The 19,500-nt window shown below is 41.7% G+C and carries 17 protein-coding genes; 9 read left to right on the top strand and 8 right to left on the bottom strand.

Features of this window, described 5'->3' with window-relative positions; translation table 11 throughout:
• Window positions 1–51: 51 nt before the first annotated feature.
• The 3 genes from uvrA to E0F88_RS18565 form a co-directional block, all read right to left on the bottom strand.
• Window positions 52–2,916, bottom strand: coding sequence for an excinuclease ABC subunit UvrA (gene uvrA, locus E0F88_RS18575; protein ID WP_131959766.1), 2,865 nt, complete (start codon window positions 2,914–2,916; stop codon window positions 52–54).
• Window positions 2,917–3,086: 170 nt separating this feature from the next.
• Entirely contained in the window at window positions 3,087–3,884 is a 798-nt protein-coding gene (locus tag E0F88_RS18570) for a cysteine hydrolase family protein (RefSeq protein WP_229213819.1), read from the bottom strand.
• 36 nt (window positions 3,885–3,920) lie between these two features.
• Window positions 3,921–4,469, bottom strand: coding sequence for a hypothetical protein (locus E0F88_RS18565; RefSeq protein WP_131959765.1), 549 nt, complete (start codon window positions 4,467–4,469; stop codon window positions 3,921–3,923).
• Window positions 4,470–4,802: 333 nt separating this feature from the next.
• On the opposite strand from E0F88_RS18565, the gene E0F88_RS18560 reads away from it, so the two are divergent.
• The 3 genes from E0F88_RS18560 (at window position 4,803) to E0F88_RS18550 (ending at window position 7,866) form a co-directional block, all read left to right on the top strand.
• Window positions 4,803–5,780, top strand: coding sequence for a glycosyltransferase family 2 protein (locus tag E0F88_RS18560; protein WP_131959764.1), 978 nt, complete (start codon window positions 4,803–4,805; stop codon window positions 5,778–5,780).
• A gap of 12 nt (window positions 5,781–5,792) precedes the next feature.
• Window positions 5,793–6,551, top strand: coding sequence for a DUF5672 family protein (locus tag E0F88_RS18555; RefSeq protein ID WP_229213818.1), 759 nt, complete (start codon window positions 5,793–5,795; stop codon window positions 6,549–6,551).
• 79 nt (window positions 6,552–6,630) lie between these two features.
• Window positions 6,631–7,866, top strand: coding sequence for an OmpA family protein (locus E0F88_RS18550; protein ID WP_131959763.1), 1,236 nt, complete (start codon window positions 6,631–6,633; stop codon window positions 7,864–7,866).
• A 97-nt stretch (window positions 7,867–7,963) separates the two neighbouring features.
• Here the strand turns inward: E0F88_RS18550 and tpiA are convergent, their stop codons facing one another.
• The gene (gene tpiA / locus E0F88_RS18545) at window positions 7,964–8,725 is read right to left on the bottom strand and encodes a triose-phosphate isomerase (protein WP_131959762.1); all 762 of its coding nucleotides are present in this window, start codon (window positions 8,723–8,725) and stop codon (window positions 7,964–7,966) included.
• Between the two features lie 273 nt (window positions 8,726–8,998).
• On the opposite strand from tpiA, the gene E0F88_RS18540 reads away from it, so the two are divergent.
• The 5 genes from E0F88_RS18540 to E0F88_RS18520 all read left to right on the top strand — a co-directional run bounded on the left by E0F88_RS18540 (window position 8,999) and on the right by E0F88_RS18520 (window position 15,943).
• The gene (locus E0F88_RS18540; protein ID WP_131959761.1) at window positions 8,999–10,267 is read left to right on the top strand and encodes an aspartyl protease family protein; all 1,269 of its coding nucleotides are present in this window, start codon (window positions 8,999–9,001) and stop codon (window positions 10,265–10,267) included.
• Between the two features lie 33 nt (window positions 10,268–10,300).
• Complete coding sequence (mnmC2, locus tag E0F88_RS18535; RefSeq protein ID WP_131959760.1) at window positions 10,301–10,957, top strand: tRNA (5-methylaminomethyl-2-thiouridine)(34)-methyltransferase MnmC2; 657 nt, start codon at window positions 10,301–10,303, stop codon at window positions 10,955–10,957.
• 19 nt (window positions 10,958–10,976) lie between these two features.
• Window positions 10,977–11,561, top strand: a complete 585-nt coding sequence (gene lpcA / locus E0F88_RS18530) for a D-sedoheptulose 7-phosphate isomerase (protein WP_131959759.1) — start codon at window positions 10,977–10,979, stop codon at window positions 11,559–11,561.
• 63 nt (window positions 11,562–11,624) lie between these two features.
• Complete coding sequence (locus tag E0F88_RS18525; RefSeq protein WP_131959758.1) at window positions 11,625–12,065, top strand: NUDIX domain-containing protein; 441 nt, start codon at window positions 11,625–11,627, stop codon at window positions 12,063–12,065.
• Between the two features lie 92 nt (window positions 12,066–12,157).
• Window positions 12,158–15,943 (top strand): DEAD/DEAH box helicase, encoded by a 3,786-nt coding sequence (locus E0F88_RS18520; protein WP_131959757.1) that lies wholly within the window; start codon window positions 12,158–12,160, stop codon window positions 15,941–15,943.
• A gap of 71 nt (window positions 15,944–16,014) precedes the next feature.
• On the opposite strand, the gene E0F88_RS18515 is transcribed toward E0F88_RS18520, so the two are convergent.
• Together E0F88_RS18515 and E0F88_RS18510 are read right to left on the bottom strand one after the other, a co-directional pair.
• Entirely contained in the window at window positions 16,015–16,293 is a 279-nt protein-coding gene (locus tag E0F88_RS18515) for a hypothetical protein (RefSeq protein WP_131959756.1), read from the bottom strand.
• A 391-nt stretch (window positions 16,294–16,684) separates the two neighbouring features.
• Window positions 16,685–17,026 (bottom strand): LytR/AlgR family response regulator transcription factor, encoded by a 342-nt coding sequence (locus E0F88_RS18510; protein WP_131959755.1) that lies wholly within the window; start codon window positions 17,024–17,026, stop codon window positions 16,685–16,687.
• A 288-nt stretch (window positions 17,027–17,314) separates the two neighbouring features.
• On the opposite strand from E0F88_RS18510, the gene E0F88_RS18505 reads away from it, so the two are divergent.
• Window positions 17,315–18,055 carry a LytR/AlgR family response regulator transcription factor gene (locus E0F88_RS18505; RefSeq protein ID WP_131959754.1) on the top strand — a complete coding sequence of 247 codons (741 nt, stop codon included), beginning with the start codon at window positions 17,315–17,317 and terminating at the stop codon, window positions 18,053–18,055.
• A gap of 10 nt (window positions 18,056–18,065) precedes the next feature.
• Here the strand turns inward: E0F88_RS18505 and E0F88_RS18500 are convergent, their stop codons facing one another.
• Window positions 18,066–18,647 (bottom strand): 5-formyltetrahydrofolate cyclo-ligase, encoded by a 582-nt coding sequence (locus tag E0F88_RS18500; RefSeq protein WP_131959753.1) that lies wholly within the window; start codon window positions 18,645–18,647, stop codon window positions 18,066–18,068.
• A gap of 9 nt (window positions 18,648–18,656) precedes the next feature.
• The gene (locus E0F88_RS18495) at window positions 18,657–19,373 is read right to left on the bottom strand and encodes a hypothetical protein (RefSeq protein ID WP_131959752.1); all 717 of its coding nucleotides are present in this window, start codon (window positions 19,371–19,373) and stop codon (window positions 18,657–18,659) included.
• Window positions 19,374–19,500: the final 127 nt, after the last annotated feature.

Raw genomic sequence — 19,500 nt, 5'->3', positions numbered from 1 at the left:
CGAAGTATGTCACAAAGGCATATGACATACTTCGCTTTAAAAAGTTTTTCTTTACAATTTTTCTTTCAAGAAATCTGCCGTATAGTTTCCTTCCAGTTTAGTCATTTCCTCAGGTGTCCCGGCAAAAGTAAGATATCCGCCTGCTTCTCCTCCTTCCGGACCGAGATCCAGAATCCAGTCGGCGCATTTAATTACCTCCATATTATGCTCAATGATAATTACACTATCGCCCTGATCTACAAGCGCATTGATTGCTTTCAGTAATTTTTTAATATCATGAAAATGAAGTCCGGTTGTAGGCTCGTCAAAAATGAAAAGTGTTTTTCCTTTGTGAGAATTGCCTTTTCCTAAAAACGAAGCAAGTTTTACCCTTTGCGCTTCACCGCCGGACAGCGTGTTGGAAGACTGACCCAAGCCAACATAACCAAGCCCGACTTCCTGCAAAGGCATTAATTTATCTGCCAGTTTGGGTTCGGATTCCCTGAAAAAGCCGATCGCTTCATCTACTGTCATATCCAGTATTTCTGCAACATCTTTTCCGTTGTACTGTACTTCCTGAATTTCCTGTTTAAAACGCTTGCCACTACAGCCTTCACATTTCAGATAAATGTCAGCCATGAACTGCATTTCAATCTTTACCTGTCCTTCACCCTGGCAAATTTCACAGCGTCCGCCGTCCACATTAAACGAAAAATGAGAAGGTTTGTAAGCGCGTGCTTTTGACAATGGAAGTTCAGACATCATCTGCCGAATGTAATCGTAAGCCTTTATATAAGTAACCGGATTAGAACGGGAAGATTTTCCAATCGGATTCTGGTCAATCATTTCAATAGACTCAATCCGGTCTACACTTCCTGATAACTGATCAAAACGGCCTACATCCTCACTGAATTCCCCTTTCAGGCGCATCAGAGCAGGATAAAGTATTTTCCGTATCAATGTAGACTTCCCTGAACCGCTGACGCCTGTAACGACAGTCAGGGTGTTTAAAGGGATTTTCACATCCACATCTTTCAGGTTATTTTCTCGTGCTCCTTTTAATTCAAGAAAATGCAGCGATTTTCTCCGGACAGCGGGAACCGGTATGGTATCGTCGCCCAGCAGGAAATCCAGTGTATGGGATTTCATATCCGGATTTTCCACAATCTCCGAACCTTCATTTTTCCGACTACGGATGTCATCCCAGTTTCCCTGAAAAACAACATGTCCGCCGCCCGTACCCGCTTCCGGACCGATATCGATAATCTGGTCCGCGGCATGCATTACTTCTTCTTCGTGTTCAACTACAATCACCGTATTGCCAAGGTCACGCAGTGATTCCAGAACGCCGACCAGCCTTTGCGTATCCCGGGGGTGAAGTCCGATACTGGGTTCGTCAAGAATGTACATCGATCCTACCAAAGCACTGCCCAAAGAAGTAGCCAGTTTGATACGCTGGAATTCACCGCCGGATAAAGAATTTGTCAGACGGTTCAGTGTCAGATAACCAAGGCCAACACGGGTCATATATTCCAGTCGCGTTTCAATTTCTGTTAAAATGCGACGTGCAATTTGCCGGTCGTGCTCACTAATTTCAATATTTTTGAAAAATTCAAGCACATCCTGTATTGGCATCAGAACAAGATCGGTGATCGAGCTTCCGGCAACTTTTACATAAGATGCATCCTTACGCAGACGGGAGCCACGGCAGTCGGGGCAAGTGGTTCGTCCGCGAAAACGTGAAAGCATCACACGGTACTGAATTTTATGCGTCTGGGATTCCAGTTCCGAAATAAAATCATTGATTCCCTGAAAATATTGGTTTCCTGTCCAGAGTAGATCTTTTTGGGCGGGCGTAAGATCTTTGTAAGGACGATGGATTGGATAATCGAATTTGACACCGTTCCGAACCAGAGGGACGAGCCATTCGCTCATTTTTTCTGTCCGCCAAGGTGCTATCGCTCCATCATAAACAGAAAGATTTTTGTCCGGAATGACCAGATCGGGGTCAATTCCTAATATTTTACCAAAACCTTCACAGCGTTTGCAGGCGCCGTATGGATTATTAAAACTGAATAAATTGACGGTTGGCTCTTCAAAAATGATACCGTCCAGTTCAAATTTATCAGAGAATTCTTTTCTCTCACCATTTACAACCTGCACGATACAAAGTCCTTCACCTTCGAAAAACGAAGTTTGCACAGAATCTGAAAGACGATATTGTGTGTCTTCATCATCATGTTTTACACCGGCACGGTCTATCAGAATAAAAATTTGGTTTCCCGACTGGCTGTAACCTTCCGGGTTTTCCAGCACATCCTCAATCGCTGCAACCTCGTCATTGATCATGATCCGGTTATAACCTTTTGAAAGTAAAATCGAAAGTTCTTCCTGTTGTGTGCGGCCTTCACGGATAAGTAAAGGCGCAAGAATCATAACCCGTTCTCCTTCTGCCTGGCTCAGTATAAAATTGACAACATCGGTAACCGCGTCTTTTTTTACCAGTTCGCCTGAAACCGGAGAGAATGTATGGCCGATTCTTGCAAAAAGCAGTTTCAGATAATCATAAATCTCCGTTGAAGTACCAACTGTAGAACGCGGGTTACGCGTATTTACCTTTTGCTCAATGGCAATCGCAGGAGAAATACCTTTAATGTATTCAACCTCAGGTTTTTCCATACGCCCCAAAAACTGGCGTGCATAACTGCTGAGACTTTCCACATACATCCGCTGACCTTCTGCAAACAGCGTATCAAAGGCAAGGGACGATTTTCCGGAACCGGAAAGGCCCGTAATCACCACGAGTTTGTTACGCGGAATAGCAACGTCAACACTTTTAAGATTATTTACACGGGCACCTTTGATCAGAATATATTGTCTCGGATCAAGTTCGTCAAACTGGGAAGCTTCAATCCTCGGCACAGGTAATTGCGTCATAAATCAGATAAATAAACGGGTGGTGTTTTTAAAAACCCGATCTTAAAGTTAACCCAAAAACGGGCAATTTAGTTTGGATTACTTCGCAGATCTGACAATCAAAGGCAATGACAAATTTACTCTTTCGTGTAAAAATGAAATAGCTTTTTGACGGACATAAATTTTCAAACTTAAATCCTGACTTCCTTTGAAGTTAAAAAGATCATTCCCTTTTGAGCAGCTTCCTCAAAAATAGGATCTGCCAAATGACCCCAGTTGGTTACGTCCGACATGCAGTCTGTCAGAACGGTTACTTTTGGAATCAGCTCCGGGGCATATTGAATAATTTGTTTGATGCTTGTCGCCACACAATGCGACCGGGCTTCTCCGGCAATAAACACCTGATCGAAGGTTTCCAGCTCTGCAAGAAAGTTTGTATCCAGTTCAGTTTCAGGAGCATTCACGACGGGAACCTGCGCTTTAAAAACGCCGAAGTGTTCTGACAACGGATTAATTCCTTTTGCTACCGCTTTATAATCTCGTCTTGTACGATGCGTCCAGGCCAGTATTGCATCCATCACCGTTTGGTCCAACGAAGCACCTTTGGAACCTGCCAGACAATGTTCGGGCCAGATAAAATGTTTGAATTCTCCCTGATTTTCAAGCGTTTCGAGGTATTGAATCACGTATTCTTTGTGATAACGAGGAATCCATTTACCTGCTTTCACCGCGGAAGATGTGATGAGTGTAAACGGCGCTACGGTGTTGCCATTCGGATCTTCCCAGAAAAGAGGATGTGCAATGTCGATCACCCGGTGCGTATCCAAAGTGACAAAGATTCCGTCAATTTTCTCTCCGTAAATCGCAATCAACCCGGCAATCCGTTCTACATCTTTCTCTGCACCCGGTACGTAAAGCGTACCTTTCGGATTACAGAAATCATACTGTGCATCGATAATAAGGAAGGCCGTTTTTGTTGTAGTCATCATTGAAAATGCTTTAAAATTCAGAAGTAAATAACCTTATTATTCCCATTCCACGGGAATTTCCATCTGACGAGCGTACATTTTAGAGCACAGCGCATGGACATGCCGAAGCATCTGGTTGGTGTCTTTCACATAATCCACCCTGTAATCTTCTTCCAGTTTGTTAAGGCCGTTCAAAATCGTTTGCGCCTTTTTTGCAATGTATAAAGCACAGGTATCTGCTTTGGAAGAATAGGTTTTCAAAATCCCCGCATACGTTTCCAGAAAGGTGTTGAGCAAAAAGAGGTTGAGCTCCACACCACCAATTTTGTCCTTCGTTACCTTCACATGATAACTGATGTCCCCGCTCAGGTTTCTCATGTCCATCAGAATCCAGCCAGGTGTATTTTGGTTAAATTTGGATGTTCGCAAAATCCGGTTGGTAATTTCTTCTCGTCGTTCCGGTATCGTCGCCGAATCTTCAAGTAGTTCAAAATACAGCCGGTCACTAAGCGTTTTATCTTTGGTAATAAGCCTTAACAATAATTTATCTTTCTCTTTTACAGGCATTTGTATAATAGCCTTTTTAAGCTGATCCGGTAAAGCCATAGGCATGTATTTAACTTGAATTTATTGTAAGTTGTAATAAGAACAATATTTCGGCAAAATTATCCAGAACTGAGTATAATTGTGCTTCCGGGCACTCTGTTATCGGCCTGATTTTAAATATTGGCAGCCTTACGCCTCTGTTTTGACAGGAATTTCGTTTTATTCCGGAATATTGCTGTATTTAATTTACACGATAGTTCAGGTTCCCATTTTTATGGACGATAGCGGAGCAAACTGTTATTCCGATTAATAAATCACCATGGAACATTTGCGTAAAGACCCGATGGAATCTTAACTTGCGCCGTTTTTTATTATTAAATTTATATACACATTATGGTTTCAGTAGCTATGTGCACTTACAACGGAGCAAAATATTTGCCTCAGCAGTTGGAGAGCATTGCTAATCAGACGATTCCGGTTGACGAACTGATTGTGTGCGATGATGGATCGAAGGACAATACCATTGCTGTGATAAAAGCGTTTGCTGCGAAAAGCTCTTTCCCGGTAACTGTTCACTCTAACGAACAAAACCTGGGCTCAACAAAAAACTTCGAAAAATGTCTGTTGCTTTGCCACGGAGATATCATTTTCCTGTGTGACCAGGACGATATGTGGAGGGCTGATAAAGTTGAAAAACAATTGGCTTACCTGGAAGAAAATCCGGATAAAGATGCTGTATTTTCAGATGGGATGATGATCGATGATGATTCTAAACCTGTTGGTACTACCATTTGGGAGGAAATTGAGTTTGATAAAACCATGCAGGATAAATGGGTGAAGGGAAAAGCACATGAGATTCTCTTTAACGGATTTGTGGTGACCGGTGCTACGCTTGCCATCCGCAAGTTATGTCTTGAAAGATTGTTGCCGTTTCCAACACATGTTCCCGACCTGATCCACGATGCATGGATGGCTATGGTTTTGAGTCTTGAGGAAAAAATAGGCTTCATTCCCGAGACATTGATTTCTTACAGGCGGCATGCAAGTCAGCAGGTAGGATTTGGGAGCAAACTCGAATATGTAAAAATCAAAGAACGTTTCAGGCGCGATCGGGGGCAAAAACTTTTGCCATTGAAAGAAAAGGCTGAAAAACTGCATGGACTTTACCTGCTGTTAAAGGAGTTACCTTCTGTTCCCGGTGAAAAACTGAACAAATTGTATTTAGCTCAAAATCACTTTTATCGCAGGGCATCTCTGCCAGAAAATCGGTTTTCAAGAATTTCGCCTGTTTTTCAGAACGTGATCAAAGGTTATTATAAATTTAGCAGCAAAGACTGGTGGCTGCCTGCCATTGGTGATCTAATTGAGTAATTTAAAGTGATTGTGAAAAGTACGAATCGGGACCCTTCGGTTGCTGTTGTTATTCCCATGTATCAGTCGGAAATGTCTGCTGCGGAAAATACATCCCTCAAACAGTGTATGACGGTTTTGGCAGGGTATCCTGTGAAAATTGTCAAACCCCGCAGTCTGAATCTTGATCAGATTAAGGAACAATATCCTGTTGTGGACCTGGTTTCGTTTGATGATGCGTTTTTTACAGGAACGGATTCCTACAACAAATTGCTCACATCGGTTGACTTTTACCGTTCTTTCCTTCCTTATGAATTTATGCTGATCTGCCAGCTTGATGCCTTTGTTTTTAGGGACGAACTGCTGGATTGGTGTAAAAAAGGTTACGATTACATTGGCGCTCCCTCGCTTCATCAGGAAGAATTTGATGCTTTGTCTGCTTCTCAAAATGATCAGTATGCCAAAGCGCTGTCCGGGAATAGAGTGGTTTTAAATGGCGGATTTTCTCTGCGGAGAATTCCCGCCTTCATTCGTTATTTAAAAATTTATAACCGGTTTTATCCTGAATGGAAAGGCAATGAGGATATGCTTTTTTCACAGGAAGCAACCAGGCTTGTTCCCATGAAGCTTTTTTTGAAAACACCAGACTGGAAAACAGCTTTGAATTTTTCTTTTGAAAAAAGTCCGGCTGCAACCTTTGAGCTGACCGGGCATCAACTCCCCTTTGCCTGTCATGCCTGGGAGCGGTATGATCCGCAGTTTTGGTCAGCCTACATCAAGGTGAACCTGTAAACGGACTTTAACAATTTTTAACAAACTATCCCGCAGTTAAGAACGTTCTTGCAAATATTTCCAATTAACCGATATTGTCATGAATTTAAGATCGCTTCTGGTATTTGTTTGTACCATTGGCCTTTCGCTGCACCAAAGTTTTGGCCAAATCACCGAAGCCCCCAGGGTTGAAGAGCAGTCTGCTGAGTATGTAAAAATCAAGCGTGTTGAGTTGACGGACAAGTACACTGTAATTTACCTTCAATTTGCTGATAAAGGAACACAACCAGGTTTTTCACTTCCTCCCGAATTACAGGACGGCTATTTCCCTAAAAATAAACCAGATGCTGGCAGTATTTGGCTGGATCCTGACACAAGGTTATTTAAACCGGGAGAAATTAATGTAAAATTCAAATTGATCCGGGCTGAAAACATACCAACTGAACACACAAAAAAAGTATCTCCCGGCGAAAAAGTTGATTTCGTTGCATACTTTGAAAGATTGAGCCCCGGGATTGAGGTTTTTGATTTTTATGAAGGACGAAGTAAACCCGGTACAACATCCTGGAACTTCTACGGAATACATATTAAAAACCCTGCAAAGAAAGCCCTGAACAAAGCGAATGTTACCACCAAAACACCGGTTCCCGCAAAAAAAGCGCTTCCTGCAAAAAAAGAAACGGTGGTACCCGAAAAGCCGGATGCTGTAAAGAAGGAAGAAGAGGAAATGATTGTTATGGTTAAAGGGACCGTTTACAATGCCAGGACTAAGGAACCGGTTTCCGCCCGGATTTCGTATGTTGAAAAAGGTGATACGTTACAGGTTAGCTCTTCATCGGGCAACTATCGTATCGGAATTGACGCAAAAGAAAAATATGAGCTGCGCGTAGCAGCCAAAGGATACTATGGAACGGGTGCTGAGATAACTGCTTTGGACTCTGCCGGGAAAATAAATCTGACAAAAGATTTTTATCTAATTCCACTCGCTGTGGGAGAAACAATATCGCTGCCTAATATTTACTTCGAAACTTCCCAGTTTACGTTACTTCCGGAATCTGCGGCTGAGCTGAACCAGTTGGTTCAGATGATGAAAAATAACCCGGAGATCGGAATCAGGATTGAGGGGCATACCGACAATGTAGGCGATGCAGATAAAAATATTGAGCTATCCAGAAAGCGAGCTCAATCAGTAAAGGAATTCCTTACCAAAAAGGGAATTGACGAAAAGAGAATCGAGGCAAAAGGTTACGGTGCCACTCGGCCTCTTGTTAAATCGGGCTCAGAGGAAGAACGCAGAAAAAACCGCCGGGTGGAATTTGTGATAACGGAGATTTAGTTTCTGGTAAGAAGTTTACAGTTTTTAGTAAACATTTCACAGTGTTGCAAATAACCATACTGTTTACTGTAAACTAAAAACTGTGAACTTAAAAAGACTATCTCGCTTTAATAATATTTGTAAACTCGCGGGATTTCAGTGAAGCGCCTCCAACCAAACCTCCGTCGATATCCGGTGAAGCAAAAAGCTCGGCAGCACTTGCGGCTGTAACGCTTCCGCCATAAAGGATCGAAATTTCTTCTGCTACCTCTTTTCCATATTTATCGGCAAGGTGCGCTCTCAAAGCTGCATGCATGTCCTGAGCCTGTTCTGCACTTGCAGTTAGGCCTGTTCCAATTGCCCAGATTGGCTCATAAGCGATCACAACCGATTGCAATTGCTCGGCAGTCAGGTGAAAAAGACTTTCCGAGATCTGGTTTTTTACAAATCCGATATAATCTTCATTTTGTCTCTGATCAAGCGATTCGCCACAGCAGAAAATCGGTGAAATGCCGTTAGCAAGTGCGGTATTTACTTTTTCTGCAAGAAGCGCATTGTCTTCGTTAAAATACTGGCGGCGTTCGCTATGGCCGATCAGCACATATTCCACACCGATAGACTGCAGCATTGCAGCGGATATTTCTCCTGTAAAAGCGCCTGAAACTTTATCCGAACAATTTTGCGCAGCCAATGAGAAGTTAGGTGCACTTTCGATGTATTTGTTGATCGTGGTAAGGTAAATTGCAGGCGGGCAAAGGATCACTTTTACGTCACTTTTAACCTCATCATTTGCCATATTTACAAGCTCAGAAGTCAGCGCAACTGCTTCATCCATAAGCTTATTCATCTTCCAATTACCGGCAACTATTTTTTTTCGCATGAGTTAATTTTTATTATGGGAAATCATGTTTTAGCGCAACAAAACTACCACATTTTCTGCATTTACAGTATTATCTGTTTTTGTGAAAAATAATTTTGTGATTTAAAGATTTTTTTGTGTTTAAATCAGAAAGAATACATTATTTTTACTTGTTAAAATATCGATATGTTGGTTTCGATAGCTAGTGTATGCCGGAAAGCAGTGCTTTCAAAAAGGTGAGCGTAGTATTAAATAGAAAACAGGTAATCAGGAATTTAAAGAAAGGAGGCCACGATGAAAACGTCTATGTGGTTAGGGTTTATAGCGATACTTTTTATCAGCACATATTCTTTTGGAAAGTCGAACGGTGTCGATGATGTGATACAGGAGAAGTATGGCTACTTTTTAGAAAAAAATTACAAGACTGCGCGTATTCCATTTGAGCTGCATTCCAATCTGATCCTTTTATATGTAAAAATAAATGATTCAGATTCACTGAGGTTTATTCTGGATACTGGCGTAAGCTCCATTATCATTACGGACCCGGATATTTTAAAACCGGACAAACTCCGGCTTACACGCAAAGTAAATCTGGTGGGTGCAGGCGAGGGGAATTCGATTGCAGCGCACGTTGCGATAGATAACCGGTTCTCGATGGGCAGATTAAAAGCAAACCATCAGAATATAGTTGTGCTTGAAAAGGATTTCCTGCATTTGTCGGAATACGTGGGCGTTCCGGTACATGGTATTTTTGGTTATGAAGTGTTCAACAACTTTGTTGTAACCATCGATTTTTCAAAAAAAGAAATCGTTTTGATGCGCCAGGATAGCTATAAATACAAAAAAAGCAAAGGAGATAAACATCCTATCGTCATTGAAGACACAAAACCCTACACCAATGCTGTAACATTGTTTGCAGATGGCAGAGCGCATCCGATCAGGGTGCTGATCGACACAGGTGCGGGACATGCTTTGCTTCTAAATAACACACCAAAAGAAAGTTTCAGGCTGCCGGAAAAAGTACTTCGTGCACAGCTCGGCAGGGGATTGAACGGCGTGATTAACGGCAATTTAGGTCGAATAGATCGCCTTCGTCTGGGGCGCTATGAAATGGACAACATCGTTGCTTCTTTTCCTGACAGCATCGCATTTGGCGGAAAATTAAACAGCCAGACCGATCGTCAGGGAAATATTGGCTGTGAACTTCTTCGCAGATTTAAAGTTACCATGAATTACCAACAAGGTTACATGGTTCTTAAACCTGTAAAAAGCCGACTTAGAGAGAAGTTTGAGCATGATATGAGTGGTATGGAAATCAGAGCAGACGGTAAAGAGCTTCGTTCTTATTTTGTAAACCATGTGCTTGATAGTTCGCCCGCATTTTCGGCCGGTTTGAAAGAAGGCGATCAGCTGTTGTTTATCAACGACCACGCAGCATCTGAGCTGAATGTTAGTGAAATATATAAAATGATGCAGCGAGGCGATGGCCGCAGTATTGACCTGATGGTGAAACGGCAAGGGGAAATTTTCTTTGCACGCCTCACGCTGAAAAGAATGATTTAAGTAATTTTGCAGCCAAATTAATCATTGGCCATTTTGGAACGTATTATTGTAACCGAAGACGGATCACATTCTCTGTACAGCGAGTTACACAATCAGCAATATCATTCCCTGCATGGGGCATTAACAGAATCGCTGCATATTTTTATCGAATTGGGGCTCCGGCCCGCACTGCACAATACTGAAACCCAGGTCTCCGTTTTTGAAATGGGCCTGGGTTCCGGCTTAAATGCGCTTCTCGCATGGCAACTCGCCGATCAATTAAAAAAACCTGTTTATTATACTTCGATTGACGCTTTTCCTGTTCTACCGGAAGAGGCAGTTTTATTGAATTATGAAAGCCTGACAGGCCAATGCGGCTTTGCTGAACTGCATACTTCTTCCTGGGGAGCTGATCATCAGCTGTCGGAATACTTTACATTTCGTAAAGAAGAGATACTGTTGCAGGATTTCGCAACCGGCAGGCTTTTTGATGTCATTTTTTTTGATGCCTTTGACCCGCGAACTCAGCCGGAACTTTGGACGGAAGAAATTTTTACCAAAATTGCAGCTTTTACCAGAACAGGCGGAGCGTTGGTAACGTATTCATCAAGAGGAACTGTTAAAAGAGCATTAGCTGCCAGCGGATTTAAAGTGAAACGTCACAAGGGTCCCGGAAGAAAAACCCATGTGGTGAAAGCAACAAAAATTTAACTCGGATCGATAAAAATATATGAATTACCAGGAAATTATAAATCAGGAATTACAGGAAGCACAGGCTGTTTTAGACCGTTTTCTGAATGATCCTGTACAGATTGCAAAAGTTGAAGAAGCGGCAGCACTCATGGCAGATGCAATCCAGAATAACGGTAAAATCATTTCCTGCGGAAATGGCGGATCGCATTGTGACGCTATGCATTTTGCAGAAGAACTTACAGGAAGATACCGCGATAATCGCCGCTCATTACCGGCAATCGCTATTTCTGACGTTAGCCATATCAGCTGCGTGAGTAATGATTTTGGTTATGAATATGTTTTTTCAAGATTCGTAGAAGGACTTGGTCAGCAGGGGGATGTGTTACTGGGATTAAGCACAAGCGGAAATTCAGCGAATATCATCCGGGCTGCCGAAGCTGCCAAAGCGAAAGGAATGAAAGTGGTGATTTTGTCAGGAAAGGATGGAGGAAAGCTGGCCGGCGCTGCGGATGTGGAAATACGTGTAGACCACTTCGGTTACGCGGACCGAATTCAGGAAATTCACATTAAAGTGATCCATATTTTTATGCTTCTCATTGAAAGAATGGTGTTGGTTGATTAAATTATAAGCAAAAATCATTAGCTTACGTAAAAGTCAATCGCTCTGTTACTAACAATCTGACTCATGAAAGTACGTCCGTCTGCAATGATTTTAAATGGCGAGTCCATATTAACGTTACGCTACAATTATGGCAATATCAATGTGTATGCTCTGCCAGGCGGTAATCCTGATCCCGGTGAAAACCTCGCAGAAGCGCTTAAACGTGAATTAACCGAGGAGCTTGGTATACACACCGAAATTGGTAAAATGGTATTTTGCGGAGAGGTAATCTGGAACGAAATACAGAAAGAGACACTTCACATGGTATTTGCAACGGAAATTTTGTCAGGTGTTCCTGAGCCAAATCCTGATCAGACAACCGCTTTGGAAATGGTCTGGCTTCCTTTTTCAGAACTAAATCACAGCATTTTGTATCCGAACGTTGGCAAATTTCTGCTCGGATATATCAACGGAAAGCCCGAAGCAGCACACATTGGTGTAATCGATCAGCCTTATATTCAGTAGAAACCTGTTTTAGATTCAATATAGAACCCTAGTATGTTTCTGAAGAACAGAAACAAATGGTACTTTTGCATTTTAACAAGGTTCTCGGGTAAATGGAAAACGAAAAGAAGGAGAAATTATCAAACTTCTTGATAAAACGGGCAGAAAAGGATGTGTTATCGCGGGGGCGTTCCATTTATAGCAGCGGCGGCTTTAAGGTTGCGAAGCTGGAATACAATGGTCCCGGTAATGCGGAGTTCAAAGTTAAGAGCGACTATTCTACTCAATATTACATAATCCAGATCAGGGATTTTCTTACACCGCAGATCAGTACGGCCTGTACCTGCCCTTACAATTACGGCGGGCTGTGTAAGCACAGGGTTGCAGCAATCCTGTATATTCTCGATAAAATGCCCAGTATCAAGCAGGTGCTTTACGAGATGGATAAAACGATTGTCGATCTGCCTGAAATAAAAGACTACAATTTAAAAAACCTCACACTCGATGAAACCTGGCGAAGCAGGGGAGAAATCACCAAAGTAGATATTATCTCTGCAAAGGAGGGTGATGCCGAATGTGTTGTTCATCATAAAGATCAGGATTTTACCGTTCAGTTCAGCCGTTTAAAAAATACCAAGCAGGTGCAGACTTCCTGTTCCTGTGATCAAAAACTTTGGGTGCCTCTTTGTGAGCATAAGCTTGCAGCTTTATTAAAACTTCGTGACGATCTTGGTGAACGCGCTTTTGAGGTAATGCGCGACCTCACTGCTGAGAAAAGCAGCCTGCTTGCCGAATATGGCTATTCACTCGAAGACGATACCCAGAATAAATTTGATTTCAAACTGGATGAAGATGGAGAATTACAGCTTGTAAAGCTGGATCCGGCTATCCAGAAAATCGGTGCTTACCAGGATTGGCAGGGACTGCGTGAACGTATTTTACCTGCTCAGGCCATTTCTTACCAGGTGGCATCTTCGGATTCGGTCAAGGATGAAGAAGACAGAATTTCATTGTTCGTTTTCTGGCCAAAAGGAAAAGACCACCTGATGGACTTTGGGTTTGGTGCATTTTCTGCAAAATATAACGGCAAAACGCAGAAGATCACCGGTATCCGGAATGTTGCGGGTGGGTCGAGTCACTATTATTCTCCTGATGAAATCCCGGTGCTTACGGAAGCAGAGGTTCGCCTGGTTCGTATCGCAAGACATCTGGAAGAAGGACTACAAAAATATATCCGTAAGCAAGGCTGGTCATACAATGCCTACCTCCATTTTAGTGATGTAAGTCAGCAGCAGCAGCACGAGTCAAGAAATTATGTTGGCAAACAGCTGACTCAGATTTTTAATGATCTGGACGAAGACTGGCTCTATCTTTCTGAGAACGATTATATTACCAATAACAACCAGCTAACGAAATTAAGGCTTCACCGCGAACCTGTGAAGCTATTTTTCGTGCTGACTGAAGACAGCGAGTTTGTAACGCTGAATCCCTATGTTGAAATCAAAAAGGGCAGTCCGCTTGATCTTCAGAAGGTTGCTTCTTTTGATAGTTTTTGGCTTGGTCTTTATCAGGATGAGGTTTTGTTTCGCTGGGCCGGTACAAGTGATGCCGAAATGGTTGCCTATATGCGCCAGAATGGTTTCAAAATCCGTGTTCGAAAAGAATATTCCGAAGAGTTTCTGAGAGACTGGATCATGCCGGTTACCGAGCAGTTTGATGTAATTTTCCAAACCCGGCACGCAATTGAATCCCGTTCACTGAACTTGCTAAAAAAGCGTATCTATCTGAAAGAGGATGAAGCAAACCTGCTGATCGTTCCCATGTATGTTTATGAAGGCGATGAGCCCGAAACGGAAGTGGAAATGATTCATGACCAACGCAGAACCAAGGCAGGCTTTGAGGATAACAAGATTACGATGCTGGAACGAGATGCCCCGGCAGAGCAGGAATTCTGGAAATGGCTTGAATCGCTGCATCCTGATTTTGCTCACCAGGCAGGCAATCCGTTTTTTTATATCCCTTTCGATCATGTCATGAAAGAAGGGTGGCTTTTCAAATTTGTAGAAACTGTTGAGGCGCAAAAATATGAGCTTCTTGGTTTCAGGGATTTGAAAAAAATGCGATTTAATCCGAACAGAGGTAAGTTCCATGTAAAAGCATCATCCGGCATCGACTGGTTTGATATGCAGGTAAATATCACTTTCGGAGATCAGCAGGTTTCGCTGGCGGATGCTAAAAAAGCTTTGTTGAAAAAACAGAATTATGTTCAGCTAAAAGATGGTTCGCTGGGTATGCTTCCTGACGAGTGGATCCGTAAATTGGAACCATTGCTTAAATTCGGCAGGGTAGACGGTGATGAAATTCATTTGTCAAAAATTCATTTCTCTCTTATAGATGAGCTTGTTTCCGAAGTTGACAATGAGGAGGTTTTTCAGGAATTGCAGGAAAAAAAGCAAAAGCTTTTAAATTTTAAGCAGATACCTAATGTCGCACTGCCAGAGAATATCAATGCGACTTTAAGGCTTTATCAGGAAGAAGGTTATAAATGGATCAATTTCCTGGATGAATTCGGGTGGGGCGGCTGTTTGGCGGATGATATGGGTTTAGGTAAAACCCTTCAGATGCTCACTTTCCTTCAGCAGCAGAAAAACCTGAATCCAGATAATACGAATTTAGTCGTAGTTCCTACAACGCTGATTTTCAACTGGCAGGCAGAGGCAGCCAAATTTACACCGGACCTGAAACTATATGTTCACCGGGGCATGACACGCCGGAAAGATATTGAATTTTTTAGCGAGTATGATGTCATTCTGACAACCTACGGTACCATGCGAAGTGACGTTGAGCTGCTGAGAACTTTTGATTTTCACTATATCATTCTGGATGAAGCGCAGGCAATAAAAAATCCTGATTCGCTGACGTCGAAAGCATCAAGGTTGCTTAGGGCTCACAACCGCCTGACAATGACAGGTACACCGGTTGAAAATAATACATTTGACTTGTACGCTCAATTCGAGTTTTTGAATCCGGGTATGTTGGGTCATGCTGATTTCTTCCGGACAGAATACGCAACGCCGATTGATAAATATCAGGATAAAGAGAAGTCTGAGGAGTTGAGAAGGCTGGTTTATCCCTTCATGCTAAAAAGGACCAAAGAGGAAGTTGCAACGGATTTGCCAGACAAAACGGAAACGATTTTGTTCTGCGAAATGGGTAAAAAACAGCGAAAAGTATATGACACTTTTCGCGAAAAATACCGGCTGGAAATTGCCGAAAAACTGGCAACTGAGGGACTTAACAAAAGTAGTTTCCTTATTTTGGAGGCTTTGTTGAAACTTCGTCAGATTTGTGATTCGCCTTCAATCTTGTCAGGAGACGAAGATTATGGAAATGAATCTGCTAAACTTGAAGAGATTACAAGAGAGATAGAAGAAAATGCTTCTAATCATAAAATATTAATTTTCAGCCAATTTCTGGGGATGCTCGATCTGATCAGGAAACATTTGGATAAAATTAATATTCCTTACGAATACCTGGACGGGCAAACTGTCGACAGGGCAGGAAGGGTGAATCGTTTCCAAAACGATCAAACGTGCAGGGTGTTTTTAATGAGCCTTAAAGCCGGTGGTGTAGGACTTAACCTTACTGAAGCGGATTACGTTTATTTGATTGATCCATGGTGGAACCCGGCTGTTGAACGCCAGGCCATCGACCGTACGCACAGGATTGGACAAACGCGGAAGGTATTTGCTTATAAAATGATTTGTAAGGATACGATTGAAGAAAAAATTGTACTTCTTCAGCAGCGCAAACAAGACCTTGCCGAAGACCTGGTGGGAGGAGAATCCGGCTTTATCAAGAAATTAAGTCAGGAAGATATTATGGGATTATTCAGTTAATTGACTTTTGTAGCGGATTTTAATAACTCTATAAAAATCAATTAACTGATATGCAAACAGATGATTTTAAATCAAAGCTGTTTGACAAGCGAAGAATTGCTGCCGTTGAATGCTGATGTAGAATCGGAAACGGCAAGTTGCAGTTTCGGCGTTGTAAAGCTGTTTTGGTCATTTTGCAGACCTGCAAAGGCAGCTTCCGGGACAGGAAAGTTTTGAATGTCGTTCCGCGAGCTTTCAACAAAATCTTCTTCTGCGCCCTGGGATTCCAAAGCACGTCTTTTTAACTCTTTTTCCACCAGACAAAGCCCGAATAGGAATAAAGCAATAAAGAATGTAGAAAAGAATTTCATAGCTGAATGTTAATTTACCGACGTAAACCTGAGCAAATTTAAAGTAAAGAGTTGTAAAAAGATAAAAAGGTTGGAATGTGATCAAACAAAATGAACGTTGTTACCATCATTTAGACACTCTTTACATTTTTTCATCCCTTAACATACGTAGTAGTCAACGATTAAGATTATCCGGATTACTTAATATTTATTTATTTTTTTCTGAATAATAATTACGCTAACCCTGCCAATCCCATTGTTTACCAACTGGCAAGGAATTGATACTGACAAAGTTCACTAAAGGTTTTGTAGAAAAATAGCAGTACTTACTAAGTGGTCGTTGTAGTTATTGAATGGTAATTGGGACTATCAATTCTGTCCATTCGGAGCATCCCTTTTAAAAAAGGACTCATTATTTACTGGTTATAGCTGAAAGCTTCTGCACAAACGAAGCCTTTTTCCTTCTTGAAATAACAATTTCGGATTTGCTTTTCATTTCTAAAAGAGCTTTGCCGCTTTTGGTATCGTAATGTATAATATAATGAAGATTGACCAGATAGGACTTGTGTGTGCGAAAGAAAATGCCACAGCAAACAAAGCGCTTTTCAAGTTCTTTAAGGGTTACCGGCACGAGGATTCGACTGCCGGACAAGAGATGAATTGAGGTGTAATTGCCATCAGCAATGAGTAAGATGACATCTTCGGGATTAACAATAAGCTTTGCGCCTATCTGAATGCTTGAAGTGGTTTCCATGTTGAGATAAGTTCAGAACCGGTTTGAATTCATTTCAGAACGGAATTTCCGCGCGAATTTTCTTCGGAGCTGTGATTTCGTATAGTGTAAGGTAGAGTAATTTGCTTTAAACCTATATAGTTCTCATTTCAACTAAGTGGTCGGAAAGGTGAATGGCAGGAAAGGACCCGCGAATAGTAGGATTTTTGAGTAAAGCAACAAGCCGTTGTCGTGACACATATATCACGTATTTATACGCTATAAACTTAAAACCGATAAACGTAATTTCGGCTCTTAACCAATGAACATATGTTACGGGCTATTCTTATCGACAACGAACCGGATTGTGTGAAGCTTCTTTCACTGCAGCTCAAAATGTTTTGTCCTCAAATTGAAGTTGTTGCAGAATGCAGCAAAAGTGAGGAGGGTTTACATGCAATTCGATCCCAGGATCCGGATGTGGTTTTCCTGGATATTGAGATGCCGCAAATGAACGGGTTTGAACTTCTGGAATCAGTCGGAGATTTAAAATTTGCACTGATTTTTGTTACTGCCTATGACCACTTTGCAGTTAAAGCATTCCGTTATAGCGCCATTGACTATTTACTAAAACCGGCAGACACGCGTGAACTACAGGAAGCGGTAAAAAAAATAGAAAACCATAAAAGGACGTTCCGAAGCCAGATAAATTATGCAAAAGAGCAATTGACAAGTACATTTCTTCCGGAAAAAATTGCCTTACCTTATCAAAACGGTGTCACATTTGTGAATTTGAATGACATTTTATATTGCGAAGCAGACGATAATTATGCAAGATTTCATTTGGCCAACGGAGATAAACTGCTAGCCTCAAAGACACTTCGGGATGTTCAGGAGATTCTGGAAGAACGTCATTTTCTCCGGGTTCACCGGCAGTTTATAGTAAACCTCAACCAAATCAAAAAACTTGTAAAAGGAGGTAGTAATTATCTGATCATGAGTAGTGGGCAAAGTATTCCGGTTGCCAGAAATCAGCGAGAAAGATTAATGCAGCGTTTCGGATGGCTGTAACCGAATTAGTTTACCAGCGAATGACTTTCGAGGGAGTGATGCAAATGTCCATCGGTATGTCATATTGATCTTTATCTTCAATATAATCAACAGGTTCAAAATAAGAAAGACCAATTTTTAAAATATCAGGCCGGCATTCAGCTAGAAACCGATCGTAGTAACCGCCCCCATAACCCACCCGAAATCCGTTTTGGTCAAAAGCCAGCAAAGGAATTAACACAGCATCTATTTTTTTAGCTACAACGAGTTCAGACGTGTTGGGATCTGGCTCAGGAATCAGCCAGCGGTTCAGCAATAATTTGGTTTCCGGTGTTAGTAAATAATGATTCATACGTTTTGTTCCGGGAATAATTGAGGGGGCGACAAGCCGAATTTCCGGGAAATCGGTACGGATTATTTCCACGATTCTCCAGGTATCAATTTCCCTTTTGCCGGATTGTGGAAGAAAAGTATGTACTGTTGAAACGGATAGATTCTGGAGTAAATCTTTCAGTTTCTCCGCAATCTGCATGTTGAATTCTGCCTGCTCATCATCAGTCAGCAGGTTTCGTTTATAGAGATATTGGTAACGTAAAAGTGCTTTCTCTGCCATTTTTGGCTGTTATTTTCCGGTTTTATACCAGCTGGCAATATCAAAAATTAATCCAATGCTTCCTACACCGTCATCATAGTTGATATCATTTTTAGAAAGTTTAAAAGAATGCCCATATTGAGCCTGTAATTTCACAAAGCGATATCCTCCTCTTACGATAAGTGTCGGTTCGAGAAAGGCATGGGCTTTTTGGTCTACGATGTTAAGGTAGTTAGAAGCTTGCTCCTGAACAGTATATCCCGTAATATCCGGAGCTGAATACTTAATAACTGACAATCTCGGAGATGCTGCTATTTCAAAATATTGAGTTACCCAGCCAACCGCAGGTTGAACGAAGTATTTGACTGCGTCGGAATCAAAGGTTTTTGCTTTGTTTGATTCCTTCATTTTAACATTGTATAAACCAGCTCCCGCGTAGGTCTCGTAGGTTATCCGGTTAGCGGAATGTCCGAAATAACCGATCCCGATTTCTGCCCCCTTACCATTATTTTTAAAATCTTTATCATCACTGGTATAAGCATTAAGATAGCCATTAACCATAATCCCTATATGTTCAGTCACTGCTGTTGCGACTTGAAGGTTATTGGTTGCTATAGTGGCTTTCAATTCGCCCTTTTCCTGAAAAAGCGGGACATTTAATGCGTTTGGGGCATAAACAGTGCGGCAGGAATATAAGGACATACTGCAGGTCACTAAACAAACAGCGAGGAAGACTACCGTTTTCATGATGGCTAAGGTTAAGTGAAGAATCTTATTTGTAATATATTGTGAAAAAATTGTGCCATAATAATTTAACACCACCTGTAAATTCTCGCTTCGATGATCAATAAAACTGCCGGTATTTGAAATCAGG

Source organism: Dyadobacter psychrotolerans, from assembly GCF_004349265.1.
Classification (GTDB): domain Bacteria; phylum Bacteroidota; class Bacteroidia; order Cytophagales; family Spirosomataceae; genus Dyadobacter; species Dyadobacter psychrotolerans.
Note: the sequence above shows the minus strand (reverse complement) of the source record. Positions and strands in the feature narration are given on the sequence as shown.